Origin of the sequence: Tianxiuia mixotrophica, assembly GCF_050596425.1 — a bacterium.
GTDB lineage: Bacteria > Bacillota > Clostridia > Peptostreptococcales > Acidaminobacteraceae.
In genome coordinates this window covers 4,856,231-4,872,561 of the sequence record NZ_CP192292.1, presented here as the reverse complement: position 1 = coordinate 4,872,561, position 16,331 = coordinate 4,856,231, and the positions used below count along the sequence as shown (strand labels likewise).

Genomic DNA, 16,331 nt, shown 5'->3' with positions numbered 1-16,331 from the left:
CAGATAAGTTCTCTAGTAGACCGTCCATAGAGATACCTCCTTATTATCTACATGTGATATGATCACACAATAAAAAACTACAGGAAAAAGGATTGAACATGATTCTTATATAACGAATCCTTAAATATAACATTGAATTTTGTACCATACTGAATCCAATGTTATATTTTAGGGATTACTCTACTCATTTAGTGTTGTCTAAATTTAGTGTATGTTTCTTGCATTAATATCCGTTAATACCCCATGTAGAACCACCACTATCATAATCTTTGGTAGCTTCGTTTGCATGAGTAAATACTGACTTTCCTGTTGTAGCTTTAGAAGTTATATCGATTATAGTCCAAATAGCAATGAACTCACCAACTGTTCCACCGTTGATTTCTAAAGTTTCTTTAGAAGTTAATTCTTGAAATGTGCTCTTTTTAGTCATTTGTAATCCTCCGTTTAAGGTTTAATTGGCTTGATATTTTTCTAATATTGCTTGTTTAGTAACCGTTGATACCCCAAGTAGAACCGCCTGGATCATAGCTTTCTAGAGCTTCATGTACATGTTTTGAAGCTGGCTTGCCTGTTACTACTTCAGAGCCCCATTCTGCAACTGTTAGAACAACAGCTGTCCATTCTATTGGTGTCATTCCACCATCAATAGACATCATTTCATTCATAGTTAAATCTTTCATTAATCTTACCTCCATAAATATAGTTGATTGTTGTCTATAGATATCTGCCTGCTGTCAGGTAAGATGATCGTCATGGTTATTTCTTAGTACACTTTTTCTCTAGTGCGGAACTTGTGGTCAATTTGTAGGGTGCCATTATGATTGTTGATTTCAATCTTAAAGAAATCAAGGGAATCATTTTTTTCAGCTTCATCCACAAAGTTGTTTAAATAAATTGAAATAGAATTCAATAAGTTCTCTTTCTTTTTATCACTCATTTGTAAACTCTCTTTCTTAAAAAAGTTAAAAAATTACATAAATGGAACTTAGTTTGTAACCTTCGACCTGATTATAGCCCCAATAATATCCAAAGTCAATAGGGTTTTTATAAAAAATGTTTTTATGGAATAAAATAGAATCTGATGCTATAATACCCACTAGGATGATAATGATAGAACTTAAATGAATAAATGTTACGAAAAGGATAAAAATGTTCAAGAAAAAATACTACTGTATAAAACAATATGACATAACAGATTGCGGGGCGGCATGCTTAGCAACAATTTCAAAACAGCATGGTTTTAAGACTTCTATAACAAAGATTCGAGAAGTGGCTGGAACAGATACCCAAGGGACAAATGTGCTTGGTCTCATAACAGCGGCTGAAGGACTGGGGTATTCAGCCAAAGGGGTCAAGGGCACTATAGATGACCTAACGGATGAAGTGGTTCTCCCGGCCATTGCCCATGTTGTAACAGACAAAGGGCTTATGCATTATGTTGTGATTCATAAAATTGATCAAGATTTTATAGTTATAGCTGACCCTGCCAAGGGACTTGAAAAAATGTCTAAGGATGACTTTGCCAAGATGTGGACGGGAATACTTGTTTTAATGACTCCCACGGTAGAGTTTAAAACCGGGGACGAGACCAAGGGTTTGTTCGCAAGGTTTTTACACCTTTTAAAACCTCAAAAAAAGCTATTAATTCATGTCTTTACGGCTTCTATACTCAATACGGCTCTTGGAATATTTGCAGCTTTTTACTTCAAGTTTTTAATGGATGACATTTTGCCATATGGATTAAAAAACTCACTGCACATTATTACAATAGGCATTATTCTGCTAAACCTTGTCAAAATTGGACTGGGGGCATTTAGGAGCCACCTGCTTTTATATATGAGTCAGCGAATCGATATTCCGCTCATTCTTGGCTATTACAATCACGTTTTAGACCTGCCTATGAATTTCTTTGGAACCCGGCGTGTTGGTGAGATCGTATCCAGGTTTATGGATGCCGGTAAGGTTAGGGATGCTATTTCAGGTGCGGTATTAACCATTATGATAGATGTTCTCATGGCCTTTGCAGGGGGCATTATTTTGTATATGCAAAATCCCACCCTCTTTTTTATAGCCTTTACCATGCTCGTCTTATATGGAGCAATTGTTTTTGGCTTCAATAAACCTTTAAGAAATATGAATCGAACGGTTATGGAGAATAATTCTGATTTAACATCCTACCTCATGGAAAGTTTGAATGGTATTGATACGGTTAAATCATTTAACGCAGAGCAGTTGTCAAAACAGGAAACAGAAAAGAAGTTTATAGGTCTATTAAAGTCAAATTTTAAGCTGAGTTTTGTTAATAATGTAAGAGGCACATTAACAGGAACAGTTGGAACACTAGGCAACGTCATAATCTTATGGGTGGGTGCCCTATATGTCATGGATGGAGAATTAACCATCGGCCAGCTTCTAGTATTCAATTCTTTGATGGCTTATTTTATAGACCCTGTCAGCAATTTAATTGAGCTTCAGCCCATGTTACAAACAGCTATTGTTGCTTCTGATAGACTTGGAGAAATTCTTGATTTGGAAGTGGAAAAATCAGTGGATGAACATAAAAAGTATGCCCCTGAATCGCTACAAGGTCATATTGCATTTAACAATATAAAGTTCAGGTATGGAACCCGTAAAATTGTTCTTGAGGATGTGTCGTTAACCATTGAGAAAGGGCGGCGGATTGCCCTTGTGGGGGAGTCTGGATCAGGCAAAACCACACTGGTCAAACTCCTTTTAAAACTCTATGAGCCGGAAGGCGGAGAGGTTCTCCTAGATGGTATAGACATTCGGGATTATAAAATCGAGACCCTTAGAAATAAAATTGCCTATGTCCCTCAAGAGACTTTTCTATTTTCTGGAAGTATATATGACAACCTAACCCTAGGTGCAAAAGACACATCTATGGAAAAGGTGATCGAAGCCTGTAAGTTAGCAAGAGCCCATGATTTTATTAATGACATGCCAAGGCGGTATCAAAGTGTCTTAGAGGAAAATGGGTCAAATCTATCAGGTGGTCAGCGTCAACGTCTTGCAATTGCACGGGCCATCCTAAAAAAACCAGATATTATAGTGCTCGATGAAGCCACCTCAAGTCTTGATAGCACAACTGAGAAGGCCATAGAAGAAACCATTGAATCTGTGAGCCGGGGCATAACAACAATCATTATTGCCCATAGACTAAGCACCATTATGAGGTGTGATCAAATATTTGTTATGGAAAAAGGACAGATTGTTGAATCAGGCGGGCATAAAGATTTAATGAATGATAAAAGCAGCAAGTATTATGAAATGTGGAAAAATCAAATTCCAGAGACATATGAAGAAATAAAGGATAGCGGGGTGATTGCATGAAGCCTATCTTAATGAACCTATCTGACATGAGTGACAGTCGAGAAATTATGGAGCATAAAATTTTTCCGGCAGGTGTGGTTTTTATATACATGACATTGGCTGTTTTACTTGCTGGATTAACGTGGTCTTATTTTGGAGAGCTTGATGTTGTTGTGAAGGCAAGGGGGCAGATAAAGCCGTCTTCAAAAATTCACACGCTTAAAAACAAAATTACAGGGACTGTGACAGAGGTGTATGTAAAAAATGGAGATAAGGTAACCGAGGGGGATTTACTTTACTCGGTAAATAAAGAGCGCTATCAACTGAAACTGCTTAACGCTGAAAATAAGCTAAGCACACTGACCCAGGAACATAATCTCCTTAAGTTATTCAAAGAGTCGATTGAAACGGGTGAAAACTTATTTTTAGAGCGACCTATGGGTGATGACAAAAATGTAGATGATTTGATTTATGACCGTTACAAAAATGAGTACGAACAATTTGAACTGGAAGAAGTACAGAGTCAAAGATCCATTGATTTTATTGAAAAAAAGCTTAACCAGTCAAAAAAGAATCTTGAGGGATACCAGGACATACAGAGTAAAGTTGAAAATGGAAGCTACAAGAATATCACAGACGAAGCTTCAGGCATATATGATTTAAAGCTCCTAACATATGCATCAAGCTTAGAGCAAAAAAACATCGATTTAGAAGAAAAACGCTTAGAGGTGAAGCGGAACAAGGCACTGTATGACACAGGGGCCTTATCGAAAAACATTTATGAAAGTTCCGTTCAAAGCTTAAAGCAAGTTGAAAATGAAATAGCCAGATACAAAGCACAATTCAAACTTGAAAATGAGGAAATTATTGAAGCCACAGTTCTTCAAATAGCCCAGTACGAAAGTGAGCTTAAAAGGTTAATGTCTTATTCAAGTGAAGGAAAACTGGTCACGTCGAATAAAACGGCTAAACTTATTGCCCTGTCTAGCGAGATTCAGCTAAAAGAAGATGAGATTAAGTTAATCAAGGAGAACATAAAAACACTGGAAGACCAGTTGTCTATGACAGACATAGCAGCGCCCTTTTCGGGGTCTGTAAATATGGATGTTGAAATATCCCCTGGGGATTACTTGGAAAGTGGGAAGTTTATTGGATCGGTTATACCGGACAATGGAGAAAGTTTTAGACTTCAGTTAAAGGTACCCAATAAAGACATAGCTGACATAGAAATAGGCGATCGGGTTAAATGTAAGGTCGACGCCCTTCCATACAAAGAGTTTGGTATGGTGGAAGGAGAGGTTGTAAGAATCAGTGCGAGTTCTACTGGCAATCCAGACTCTAACTCCGGCTACTATATAATAGAAGCAAAAATACCCAATGTAGAGTTGACATCCTATAAGGGGGAGGTCTCTGGCATTAAGGTTGGTATGCTTGTGGAAGGCCATATTGTTACAAGGACTAAAAAGGTGCTATTTATCTTGCTTGAAAAACTTAATTTCATGGATTGATTAGTCGTGTCCTTTAATGTAGAACTGAATAAATAATTCGTATTAAGTGTTCTACGGCCATGCGCATCCAGTTAAATCCCAGTCAGACTGAGAAAACAATTGAAGACACAGTTGAGTGTGCCAAGAAAAGGAACAGCCCGAAAGTTAAGGCTGTTCCTTTACCTTTATAGAATACAAAAATCCCTGCTCAATTATGAACATGACTTGTACCCACTTATTAAAATCAAATTTGGTTCATTGATTCAGTCTTATTTGCTACCGCTTATTTGAATCTATACCGAAAGTAGAAAGTGCAGCCTCAAGAGCTTCGTCGGTATGAGGTGTTATCCAAGGTTTGGATTCTACATATACATCGGGCTTGATTCCATAACCATGATATTTTTCTGCAGGATTTGCATAAATTTCATTGGCGGTGAGTTTAAGAATATAATCGTCATAGGTATCAATATAAAACTGAGAAACACCTTTTCCATAAGTTGTTTCACCAATAATTGGTGTTTGGATGTTGTTTCGCATTGACGCTGCGAATAGTTCTGCTGCGCTCGCAGATCTCCTGTCAACCAAGATAGCCAGATTGAACTCAAACTTTGGATATTTGTCTTTTGAAGTAAGGACTTGCACTTCGTCTTTGTTGTTTTCCATATAAAATAGATCTGCCTTATCAATAAATAAATCTAATATAAATTTTGCGCTATCCAAAGAACCTCCATTGTTATTTCTTAGGTCAATGACCAAATTCTTAATACCAGCATCTCTATACTCTGTTAATTTGCGAAGTACCCGGGTGTAAGTATCGCTATAAAAATTTGATATTTCGATAATTGCAGTGTTTGAGTCAATAAGTTCACCAGTCACTGTGTTAATAACCTGATTTTCTTTCTCTATAGTGATCGTTTGATTTATCTCATCTTTTAATGAAATCGTTGTTAATTGTAGTAAATCTATTTCTTTAATTAGAGTCCTAAGTAATTTTGGAGTTATTTTATTTGTTGGAATACCATTGATATGGGTGACTTTATCACCAAGATGCAGTTCTTTATGCTCATTATTAGTATGTGGATCTATACTCCATATAAAGTACTCACCATTTTCTTTGGTGAGTTTACATCCATAGGTTTGCTGAAGTCCTCCAAAAGGGTCAGTATAATTCTCTTCATTAATATACTGTGCATATGGATCGTTTATTGCATCTAAAATAAGTTTTGAAAGCTCTTTATCAATGTTCTCGAAATCAAGTGGGAAATACTCGTATTCTTCTATAATATCAAGTGTCTTCAATGTATTTCCTAAACGTTGCTGATACACTTTGAGATTTTCCTCGTTTATTGAAATCTGCTTTTCTAAGTGAAAAACTTTGTTTGTCTGAATCGTGCTTAGAGCGACTAGACTTAAAATACCAACAGAAAAAATAACATTTCTAAGTTTTTTATTCATGTATACTCCTTTGAATATAAACAAGCTCATGATTTATACCATGAGCTTGTAGAAATAATGCTAATTATTATGGTAGATCAACAGTGATTGCTGGACCATTGTATACTCTGTATTGTGGTTTCTTTTCTTTCTTAGTGGTCGTGCTGGTATGGAAATTGCCACCTTTGTCGTCGCGGCCTCCATTTGTATTGATTATTTCAGCTTTTGTTAATGATCTCATAATCCTTACCTCCTATAATTTAAGATGTTAGAAACAGCTTATTGTTCTGCCTGCTGTCAGGTAAGAATAATAGTTCTATAAGAACGTAATACATTGTAACAAAAAAGTATTAAAATGTCAATTGTGTCAAAATAAAGAATTAAATATATAAAAAAATCGGCAGAGTATACTCTGCCGCCCTGACAATGGGGATTACGGGAATATTTATCGGACTAGAGGTTCTAGCGGTCCTCCAATCCTTCAAACTCTAAATAATATAGAGTTCGGGGCACTTTTGTAGCACCATCATACTTGAAAAAAATGGTGTATACAAGATTACAAAAATATTTTTATATAATTATTTTTTATTATGGAGAAAATAATACTTGCATCGACTTGACGAGAATGATATAATTCCGTTTGTAGTGTGGATATATATGTCCACTTTACTTCCTGCTCAGTCAAGGGACTGGGCCATTAATGACCATAGGGAGGTGTCAAGAATGAACAAATACGAAGCTCTATTTATCCTTAAGCCAAACATGGAAGAGGAAAAGAGAACGGAAGCCATCGAAAAATTCAAGTCAATCATCGCATCAAACGGTGAAGTACTGAACGTTGACGAGTGGGGCAACAGAAAGCTTGCTTACGAAATCAATAAGACTAAAGAAGGATACTATGTACTAGTAGACTTCAAAGCAGCTGCTGATCTACCCACTGAACTTGAGCGTAACTTCCGTATCAGCGACGCAGTAATGCGTTTCATGGTAACACGCAAAGAGGCATAGTAGCAGACAGTAGAGGAGGAGTTTATGAACCAAGTAGTTCTAATAGGTCGATTAGTTAGAGATCCTGAACTCCGTTTTATTGCTGGCAGCGGACGTGCAGTAACAAACTTCACACTGGCGGTAGACAAAGGGATGTCACGTGATAAAAAAGCGGAATTGCAAGCTCAAGGCAAACCTACAGCGGATTTCATTCGTATTGTAGCTTGGGGTAAGACAGCTGAACTTTGTGCAAATTATCTGTCTAAAGGCAGTCAAGTGGCGGTTAATGGTTCTATTAACACTGGCCAATACAAGACTCAATCAGGCGAAACGCGCTATACGACAGATGTTGTTGCAAACAATGTTGAATTCATTGGCAGCCGAAATGATAACCGTCAACCTGAACAAGGTAGCGATGACTTCAGTATGGGAGGCATGGATACTTCTGATTTTCAGGCGATTGAAGATGACGACGATATTCCATTCTAGAAGGAGGGAAATAAGATGGCTTTTAGAAAGCGTAGAAGAAGAAAGTTTTGTCAGTTCTGTGCTGACAAAGTAACAGATATTGATTACAAAGATACTGGTAAACTAAAGCGTTACCTAACTGAGCGTGGTAAGATTTTACCTCGTCGTGTTACTGGTAACTGTGCAAAGCATCAGCGTGCTCTAACTCAATCAGTTAAGCGTGCTCGTATTGTTGCACTACTACCATTTGTAAACGAATAAGAACAAATAAGCGGGAGATACTTACTTGAGTGTCTTCCGTTTTTTATTTTGAGCAATTTGTAAAATACCAATTTAAGGGCACATGTCTTTATGTGAAGCCAATAAGTTGTATTATTGGTTTCACATAGAGATTTTTAAAAAATATTGATAAAATACGGGCTTATAGAAATGATCAAGTAAGATCAGTGCAAATTCAACCCAGGTATTGTATAATAGACAAAGATTAAGTTAGGCACATGCAAAGCTAAAGATTAACCTTATTGCTATACGGTATATTGATATTTACGAGTTGAAATTTCCATATACAGTATAGCAATGCCTTTTAAGTGATGTTTTGCAATTTGCTCAATAAGTATTGGAGGCGTGAATTTTTGAGATATGAAAGAAACACTTCAGCTATGATCGAAGCGGCCCTAATTGCCCTTGTGGTTTCAGTTGTTGTTTTTATGATTAGATACCTGCCCATCGTGGGCTACTTTACAGTCTTTGTACCAGCTATGTTTGCAGTTGTATGGGTGCGACACGGTAGACACTACGGCGTCTTATCTGTTATCGTATCAAGTGTTATAAGTTTTGCTATGGGAATTCCAGCAGAAAGTCTGATGATTTTAGTTTATGGAGGGTTTGTATCAGCCGCTTTAGGCGAAGGTGTGCGTCAAAAACTAAAAGCCAGTCAAACAATTTTAATTGGTGCAGTAGGTGCGGCCTTAAGCACAGTGGTATTATTTGGGCTGACAGAACTTTTCACAGGCATTGGAATGATGCAGATTTTCACAGAAGCCATAGAGGAGTCAAAGTCTTTAATTGCTTCATATAATTTTGACTCTCAAATGACAACAGATTTAAACGAACAGTTTGACCTCATGGTTATACAGTTTCAAAATATGCTGCCTTTCATTCTAATAATGATGGGATCATTCACTTCAGCAGTCAACCACTGGGCGCTTGTAAAGGCACTTAAACGATTCAAGTTTGAGGTGCCAGAGACAGGCCTATTTAGAGATTTTCAGCTGCCTAGAAATGTCTTTCTAGGATCCATGATTATGATGGTTTTGGCATGGTTAACAGGGATTCTTGGACATTCAAATTCTGAACTTCTATTTTTAAATATTCTCCTTGTGGTTGTTTTTGTCTTTTCCATTCAGGGAGCGGCAGTGTCGATTTTCTTCATGTACCATTATAAATTTCCACGATCTGCTGTTGTGGCCTTTACGACTATGGGTATTCTTTTCTACAGCATGTTGCAATTTCCACTTTTCGTGCTCGGCATGCTTGAAACAATTATAAATTTGAGAGCCCGAATGAAGTCAAACACTTAGGAGTGATTGAATGGGTCAAAATAAGTTTTCCAAACTTTTTAAAAGCGACACAAGACTCTATTTATGGATAATATTTTTTATGGTGTTTATTATTGCCCTATATGAACCATTTTTGGGGATAGTCGGCACCCTTGTGTTGGTGTATCTTCTGTATTATAACTGGAGATCAGGACGACAAAAAAATAAGAGATGGCAAAGATACATCGAAACCCTTTCAAGTGATATTGATTCGGCAGCGCGCTATGCCATATTAAATCTGCCAATCCCCTTAACGCTTGTTGATCTAGACGGGAAAATCAGTTGGTATAACAGTAAGTTCACAGATATGGTGGACCAAAAAGACTTACTTGGTTCTGAAGTGGATAAAATTATCCCAGCCCTTGAATTTGATGAACTTCTAAGCGGAGAAGACGCATCCAATATCAAGATTGGTGAAAGTGTTTTCAGGGTCTTATCGAATATTGTTAAAATAGGCAGTAAAAGCGATGAAAGATACATTATGATGCTCTACTGGATCGACCAGACAAACTACTTTATGCTGGGAGACAAGTATCGTGATGAAAAACCTGTTGTGGCCTTAATCCAGGTGGATAATCTGGATGATGTGATCAATGAAACAAAAGAAGAGCATCGTCCTGCGGTGCGTTCTGAAATTGACAAGAGGATCAACCTGTGGGCAACCAGAATGAATGCCCTTATAAAACGCTATACATCAGATAAATATGTCGTGGTCTTTTCCAATAAATTTTTAGAAAATCTTGAAGCCAAAAGATTTGCTATTTTGGATGACATCCGTGAAATTGATGAAGGCAATAAGATTCCCGTTACTTTAAGTATGGGTGTTGGAACAACGGGCAAAAACCTTTCTCAGCTGGAGGAAGGGGCGTTTTCATCCCTTGAACTGGCCCTGGGTCGCGGTGGTGATCAGGCTGTTGTCCGAAAGCAAGGCAATTATGAGTTTTATGGTGGAAAAACAAAAGCTGTTGAAAAGCGAAACCGGGTTAAGGCCCGTGTGATCGCCCATGCTTTTAGACCCCTTATAGATGACAGTTCAAAAGTTATTATAATGGGACATACAAATCCTGATATGGATGCTTATGGTTCAGCCATCGGCGTGTATAGAGCTGTTTTAAACAGGGGAAAAGATGCTTACATCGTTTTGAATGATGTGAATGATTCCATCCTAAACATACACAATGTGTTCAAGGATAACGAAACATATCATTTCATCAACACTGAAGAGGCCCTTGAACTTATGGATAAAGACACCCTAGTCGTGGTTGTCGATACCCATAGACCATCCTTTACAGAGGCACCAGAACTTCTTGAAGCAGGTGGGCAAATTGTTATGTTTGACCATCATAGGCGGGGCACAGAGTTTATAAATAACACAGTGTTAAAGTATACTGAGCCCTATGCATCATCAACGGCAGAACTTGTCACTGAAATTCTTCAGTACATGGAAAACACCATGCGTCTAGAAAAGAATGAAGCTGAAGCTCTACTTGCTGGCATCACTGTAGATACAAAAAACTTTACATTCCAAACAGGTGTAAGAACATTTGAGGCCGCGTCTTTACTAAGACGTTTTGGAGCCGATACAACTGTTGTAAGGCAATTATTCCAAGATGATTTAAGCACATTTATTCATAGATCAAACATTGTCAGCAATGCAAAAATATATGATAATGATGTTGCTATATCTATTTATGAAGAGGATGTACCCAATGCTCAACTTGTTGCAGCTCAGGGTGCAGACAGCCTCCTTAATATTAGAGGCATATCCACATCTTTTGTTATTGGACGTAAAAGTGAAGACATGATTTTTATCAGTGGTCGAAGCTTAGGAGACACCAATGTTCAAGTTATACTTGAGAAAATTGGCGGTGGTGGTCATATGACAGTTGCCGGGGCTCAGTTCAAAGACAAGAGCATGGATGAGGTAAAAGACTTGCTGCTACAAGCAGTTCAGGAATATTTCGAAGAGGAAGGTGAGTAATATGAAAGTTATACTACTTAAAGACGTTAAAGGGACGGGCAAAAGAGGAGATGTCGTTAATGTCAGTGACGGACACGGCAGAAACTTCCTAATTCCAAGAGGTCTAGCAAAAGAAGCGACTGAAGGTGGCGTGAATCAGGTGCATCACCAAAAAGAAGCTGAGGAAAAAAGAAACGCTGAAGCTTTGGCAGAAGCTAAAGAATTGGCGGCTAAGATTGAGTCACTTAAAGTAACGTTCCAAGCCAAATCTGGTGAAGGCAGCAAATTGTTTGGATCTATCACAAATAAAGATGTAGCAAAAATGCTTAACCAGCAACATGGCATTAAGGTGGACAAGAAAAAAGTAAAAATGGATCAAATTAAAATGCTAGGTACATTTAAGGCTGAAATCAAGGTTCATCCGCGCGTGGTTGCCAAGCTTGAAATCTATGTTACAGAGCAGCAGTAAGCAAAGCGTTAGAAAAATAGAATGTTAATCAATAACCGCAGTTTCCTATGAATATTGGAATCTGCGGTTTTTTTATACAGACATTCATTATATTACGCTCAATTTTACAAAAACGTAAAGTCTTTATTACAGGAATCCATGGAATCCGAATCGAATTTATAAAGAATATTCAGAAAAATGCGTCTACAATCTAGTCAACAGACCATCGGGGGAAGAAGTGGAGAGGTATGTTTATGTATGAAAAGCTCGTCAACAATATGGAATCTATTATTATAGGAAAAGAAAAAGTATTAAAAAGACTCTTAATTACCCTCTTGTCTCAGGGGCATATACTCATAGAGGACGTGCCGGGTGTTGGGAAAACCACAGCAGCCCAGGCACTTGCAAAATCAATGGACCTATCCTTTAATCGTGTTCAGTTCACACCAGATTTATTGCCTTCAGATATATTAGGGGTTTCTGTTTATCGCAGGGATACCTATGATTTCGTTTTCAAAAAAGGCCCCATATTCAATCAAATCATCCTTGCGGATGAAATCAACAGAGCCTCGCCTAAAACCCAATCAAGCTTGCTTGAAGCTATGGAAGAAGGCCAGGTGACAATAGATGGAACCACATATGCTTTTGATGGGCCCTTTATGGTGATTGCAACTCAAAATCCCATAGAGTATGAAGGAACTTTTCCCCTTCCAGAAGCTCAACTCGACCGTTTTTTAATGAAAATTAAAATTGGGTATCCGGACAAATCAGATGAAATGAAGATCGTTGAGCGCATGGGCACAAGGAGGGATATTGCGACCCTCAAGACAGTCCTGAGTGCTGATGAAGTTAAGGCTATGCAGGAAGCGGTCAAAGATGTGCATGCAGATGATTCCATATGGGCCTATATAGTGGACATTGTAAGAAAGACCAGAGTCTCAGATGAGGTTATACTTGGATGCAGTCCTAGAGCGGCGGTAGGCCTTCTTATTGCAGCAAAAGCCAGAGCTTATATAAATGATAGAACATATGTTATACCTGAAGATGTAAGGGATCTGGCTGTGGATGTGCTGGCCCACAGACTCATTGTAAAACCCGAAATAAGGTACAAGGGTCGCGGTTCAGAAAATATTGTTAAGGACCTAGTGGAATTTGTGAAAGTGCCAAAGGTGGTTGTTCATGACGAATAGGCAGATATTTCTGTTTGGTTTGGTCCTGTCTGTATTTGTCGCTCTTTTTACAGGGGGGCGGTTCATATATTTTATTGCTGTGGCCATGCTTGTTGTCTTTGTCAGCAGCTACGTTATGGTGGTTTGGAACAGTAAGAATATGTATCTCTTTTTTAATATTAGTGAAGAAGTTTTGACCGTGGGAGACAAGCTTTGGATTGAGTACAAGCTATCCAACATGTCAGTCTTGCCAGTATCGTATGCTTTGATGACCTTTGTGGTTTCCAAGCGACTGGGAGAAATGGGGTTTCCCTCAGAGACAGCCTTCTATGGTCCTTATCAAATGATAACCATTCGTAAAAATGTGACCTGTCAAAACAGGGGATATTACACCCTTGGAAAACTTGTGGTGGATATTCAAGATCCTTTGGGACTATTCTCGCGCCGTGTGGTTTTTGACAGGGCGATTGATTTAACGGTCTATCCAAGGGTACATGCCATTCAGAGTTTTGACCTGCCAGCAAAAGAGTTTTTCGGCAAGGTCACAGTGCCTATGCAGACCCATGAAGACTTTACAAGCATGAAATCCATCAGGGAATACCGAATCGGTGACAGTATGAAGAAAATACACTGGAAATTGTCATCGAAGCTCGACCATCCCTTGGTGAAAGAATATGATCTCTCTGCGGATACCAAGGTATATATGCTTGTGGATGGCTATAAAGAAACAATCCGACCAGAAGAACTTGATACCCAAGATGGTCTTGTTGAAATTGCCATTTCACTGATTCATTATTTCCTAGAGTATAATATATCGGTATCTCTTGTATGCAATACATTAAAGAGACTTTCGATACAAGGGAAAGATATGGCCAGGTTTGGTCTCTTTCTTGAAGAGCTGACGGGATATGTACCAACGGGAGAACAGACCTTTGTCCAGTTTTTGAAAGCTGAGACAAACAAGCTCTACTATGGGTCAACCATTATTGCAGTGACAGATAAATTAACAGACGACTTGCTCTACACAGTGCTTGGTTTAAGGGAGAAACGATTTGACATTGTTCTAATATTTTATGGGGAAGACAGTCGTCTTCATTCCGATGAATTAGACCTTTTAAACCACCAAGGGATTTCAACGTACTCTCTTTCATCTAGAAGTGATATTTCAAAAACACTGGAGGTCAGCTATGATAAAAAGGCTCTCTAGACACAATTTCATAGCGGGACTGATTCTTGTGTATGCCCTTGTCTTGGTTTTAAGAGATGCCCTTAGAATTGATCTTGGGTTTACAGTAACCCTTAGTCTGGTTCTATTTATGTGGACTACTATTCACGGGCTATATGCTAAAAAAAGGGTTGTGACCGGACTGGCTCTACTCTTTGGATCGGGTCTGACTTTGGCTGTGATGGATCAAAGTCTTGAGAAATGGTCTCTTTACCTAAATCATTCAAATCCACTGGAAATGGGTCTTTCTAGCAGCTTATCAAGTCTTTATATATTGGATAAATGGCCGGATTTCTTCTTTTATGCTGTAGAGTCAGTCTTGCAAGGTGCGGACAGTGGGGAACAGATATTTGTATTCAATTTGCTGGTTATAGCCTTGCTTGTTTTAACCATGGGCAGTTTGATTTACAGTCGAATTTTTAAAAGTGTCCACTATGGCTTTTTTCTTATACCAATTATATTGTTTGTTCAGCAGTGGTTTCATTATGCTGAGAGCATTCAACAGCACTTTAGCTTATATTTTATAGGGTTTATTATGGTGGCAGGCGATTATGCCAGAAAAAAAGCTTGGGAGAAATCTGCTCGGGCATCATTTGGGCTCACGCATTTTGAGACAAAGAAACATGGTACCTATTTATTCCTTTTAGGCACGCTAGTGATTTTGCTGAGCAATGTCTTTCTATTTGTCCTTCCTGTTGATGGGATCAATAAACACATTGGGGAGCTTGTTCCCAATGTGCTCCATATGAGAACGGGGTATAAAAGGGGCAGTATGGCCATGTTCACTTTTAAGCAAACAATCTACCAGCCTTATGAAGAGAGACTTGGTGGTCCTGTAGACAGGGGAGAAAACCCCGTTCTGCTCCGGGTGTGGTCTGACAAGGCAGGCGTCTATTTGCGGGGACGTGTTCAAACCAGGTACACGGGTTTTAGCTGGGTGTCAGACAATGATATTTATTCAAACAACAACGACTATGTTCAGCATACAGGCTTAGCGGGGAATAAGGTTCGGTCATATGAAGTGACGGTAGTGCCCGAATCGATCAGCACAAGAACACTTTTTGCACCAATCGGCATAAAAGAAGTTGCCCTAAGCGAGAATAAGGTTTTTATGAACCCCGATGGGGCCATGTATTATAAGCGGGAATCTTTTGAAGGCCCCTTAGATGTTTACACCATGCGAGGGGTGGATTACTCCATGCGGATTGAAAACCCTGAAATATATTTGCAACTGCCAGATAATTATAATGAAGCGGTGGTTAAGAAGGCCTTAGACTTAACGGAGGGGATGACCAGTGACATTGAGAAGATAAGTGCTATCAAAGACTGGTTGCGGGCGGAGTATCCCTACGACTTAAAACCAGGTCTGCCCCCTGCAGACGAAGACTTTGTGTCTTATTTTCTATTCGAAGGCAAAAGCGGGTACTGCACTTATTACGCCAGTGCCCTGGCTGTCATGGGGCGAGCGGTCGACGTACCCACTAGATATGTTGAAGGTTTCTTACTCCCTACGATTCGTCAACCGGATGGGGCCTTTCCCGTCCGGGCTGATAGGGCGCACGCCTGGACGGAAGCCTATATTGAAGGGCAGGGATGGACAATTTTTGAAGCGACACCAGCCTACAACGAAGCCACAAGACGCAGTTTAGAAACTGAGGACCAAGCAGAGAATGAGAACGGATCACCTGTTCTTGATGACGAGTCTCAATTTACCCTAGATGCAAAAGAAGCCCTTATGGATGTGGATATTGGAGCTGACTCATTCGATCAAGTAAAAGCACAGCCAGATTACTCACAAGAGATTTTATACGGTTTCTTGGGCCTGCTTGTTCTTGGCATGTTTAGTGGCATTTATATGACCATGAAGGTAAAATGGTATTTCCAAAAAGGATCTTTAAAAGAACGTACGATTCGTGAAATTTATTATTTGGAAGATCTGATTGATATTGATGATGATCATTTGACACCAGCTGAGAAACTTGAAAAGTATTTTAACTCACGCAGTCAAAGTCATGAGATGAAGCAGAACTATAAGGGACCTCCATATGATATAATAGACGATGTGAACATGGTCCTTTACAGTGGAAGCGCTGTTGCAGAAGACAGATTAAGGCGCATTTTTGACTTTGTAAAAGAGGTTGAAAAGGACACAAAGGGACGCTACAATCGTTTTAGATACTGGATGGATCACAAATGATCCATAAGTTGTTATAAAGAAGTACCTG

The 16,331-nt window shown here is 38.8% G+C and carries 16 protein-coding genes; 11 read left to right on the top strand and 5 right to left on the bottom strand.

The features are described from left to right. Positions 1 to 223 precede the first annotated feature (223 nt). The 3 genes from ACQ4KW_RS21440 to ACQ4KW_RS21430 form a co-directional block, all read right to left on the bottom strand. The gene (locus tag ACQ4KW_RS21440; RefSeq protein ID WP_430884479.1) at positions 224 to 430 is read right to left on the bottom strand and encodes a hypothetical protein; all 207 of its coding nucleotides are present in this window, start codon (positions 428 to 430) and stop codon (positions 224 to 226) included. Positions 431 to 485: 55 nt separating this feature from the next. Beyond that, on the bottom strand, positions 486 to 680 hold the full coding sequence (locus tag ACQ4KW_RS21435; protein ID WP_430884478.1) for a hypothetical protein: 195 nt from the start codon (positions 678 to 680) through the stop codon (positions 486 to 488). Between the two features lie 83 nt (positions 681 to 763). After that, on the bottom strand, positions 764 to 937 hold the full coding sequence (locus ACQ4KW_RS21430; RefSeq protein WP_430884477.1) for a hypothetical protein: 174 nt from the start codon (positions 935 to 937) through the stop codon (positions 764 to 766). A 212-nt stretch (positions 938 to 1,149) separates the two neighbouring features. Between ACQ4KW_RS21430 and ACQ4KW_RS21425 the strand changes: the two genes are divergently transcribed. Both ACQ4KW_RS21425 and ACQ4KW_RS21420 read left to right on the top strand, forming a co-directional pair. After that, positions 1,150 to 3,351 carry a peptidase domain-containing ABC transporter gene (locus tag ACQ4KW_RS21425; RefSeq protein ID WP_430884476.1) on the top strand — a complete coding sequence of 734 codons (2,202 nt, stop codon included), beginning with the start codon at positions 1,150 to 1,152 and terminating at the stop codon, positions 3,349 to 3,351. Then, positions 3,348 to 4,838 carry an HlyD family efflux transporter periplasmic adaptor subunit gene (locus ACQ4KW_RS21420; RefSeq protein WP_430884475.1) on the top strand — a complete coding sequence of 497 codons (1,491 nt, stop codon included), beginning with the start codon at positions 3,348 to 3,350 and terminating at the stop codon, positions 4,836 to 4,838. The genes ACQ4KW_RS21425 and ACQ4KW_RS21420 overlap by 4 nt, the downstream gene beginning before the upstream one ends. A gap of 255 nt (positions 4,839 to 5,093) precedes the next feature. Here ACQ4KW_RS21420 and ACQ4KW_RS21415 read toward each other — a convergent pair whose 3' ends face one another. Together ACQ4KW_RS21415 and ACQ4KW_RS21410 are read right to left on the bottom strand one after the other, a co-directional pair. Further along, positions 5,094 to 6,272 (bottom strand): S41 family peptidase, encoded by a 1,179-nt coding sequence (locus ACQ4KW_RS21415; RefSeq protein ID WP_430884474.1) that lies wholly within the window; start codon positions 6,270 to 6,272, stop codon positions 5,094 to 5,096. 67 nt (positions 6,273 to 6,339) lie between these two features. After that, positions 6,340 to 6,492 carry a hypothetical protein gene (locus ACQ4KW_RS21410; RefSeq protein ID WP_430884473.1) on the bottom strand — a complete coding sequence of 51 codons (153 nt, stop codon included), beginning with the start codon at positions 6,490 to 6,492 and terminating at the stop codon, positions 6,340 to 6,342. Between the two features lie 482 nt (positions 6,493 to 6,974). Here ACQ4KW_RS21410 and rpsF point away from each other — a divergent pair, with 482 nt between their 5' ends. The 9 genes from rpsF (at position 6,975) to ACQ4KW_RS21365 (ending at position 16,303) form a co-directional block, all read left to right on the top strand. Continuing rightward, positions 6,975 to 7,259 carry a 30S ribosomal protein S6 gene (gene rpsF / locus ACQ4KW_RS21405; protein WP_430884472.1) on the top strand — a complete coding sequence of 95 codons (285 nt, stop codon included), beginning with the start codon at positions 6,975 to 6,977 and terminating at the stop codon, positions 7,257 to 7,259. Positions 7,260 to 7,283: 24 nt separating this feature from the next. After that, the gene (locus ACQ4KW_RS21400; RefSeq protein WP_430884471.1) at positions 7,284 to 7,727 is read left to right on the top strand and encodes a single-stranded DNA-binding protein; all 444 of its coding nucleotides are present in this window, start codon (positions 7,284 to 7,286) and stop codon (positions 7,725 to 7,727) included. Between the two features lie 15 nt (positions 7,728 to 7,742). Continuing rightward, a complete protein-coding gene (gene rpsR, locus ACQ4KW_RS21395; RefSeq protein WP_430884470.1) occupies positions 7,743 to 7,967 on the top strand; it encodes a 30S ribosomal protein S18 in 225 nt (74 codons plus the stop codon). Positions 7,968 to 8,338: 371 nt separating this feature from the next. Next, on the top strand, positions 8,339 to 9,286 hold the full coding sequence (locus ACQ4KW_RS21390) for a YybS family protein (RefSeq protein ID WP_430884469.1): 948 nt from the start codon (positions 8,339 to 8,341) through the stop codon (positions 9,284 to 9,286). A gap of 10 nt (positions 9,287 to 9,296) precedes the next feature. Continuing rightward, on the top strand, positions 9,297 to 11,285 hold the full coding sequence (locus ACQ4KW_RS21385; RefSeq protein WP_430884468.1) for a DHH family phosphoesterase: 1,989 nt from the start codon (positions 9,297 to 9,299) through the stop codon (positions 11,283 to 11,285). Between the two features lies 1 nt (position 11,286). Beyond that, positions 11,287 to 11,733 (top strand): 50S ribosomal protein L9, encoded by a 447-nt coding sequence (rplI, locus tag ACQ4KW_RS21380; RefSeq protein WP_430884467.1) that lies wholly within the window; start codon positions 11,287 to 11,289, stop codon positions 11,731 to 11,733. Positions 11,734 to 11,966: 233 nt separating this feature from the next. Then, positions 11,967 to 12,902 carry an AAA family ATPase gene (locus ACQ4KW_RS21375; RefSeq protein ID WP_430884466.1) on the top strand — a complete coding sequence of 312 codons (936 nt, stop codon included), beginning with the start codon at positions 11,967 to 11,969 and terminating at the stop codon, positions 12,900 to 12,902. Then, on the top strand, positions 12,892 to 14,088 hold the full coding sequence (locus ACQ4KW_RS21370; RefSeq protein ID WP_430884465.1) for a DUF58 domain-containing protein: 1,197 nt from the start codon (positions 12,892 to 12,894) through the stop codon (positions 14,086 to 14,088). The genes ACQ4KW_RS21375 and ACQ4KW_RS21370 overlap by 11 nt, the downstream gene beginning before the upstream one ends. Continuing rightward, positions 14,069 to 16,303 carry a transglutaminase domain-containing protein gene (locus ACQ4KW_RS21365; protein ID WP_430884464.1) on the top strand — a complete coding sequence of 745 codons (2,235 nt, stop codon included), beginning with the start codon at positions 14,069 to 14,071 and terminating at the stop codon, positions 16,301 to 16,303. The genes ACQ4KW_RS21370 and ACQ4KW_RS21365 overlap by 20 nt, the downstream gene beginning before the upstream one ends. The last annotated feature ends 28 nt before the right edge of the window (positions 16,304 to 16,331 follow it).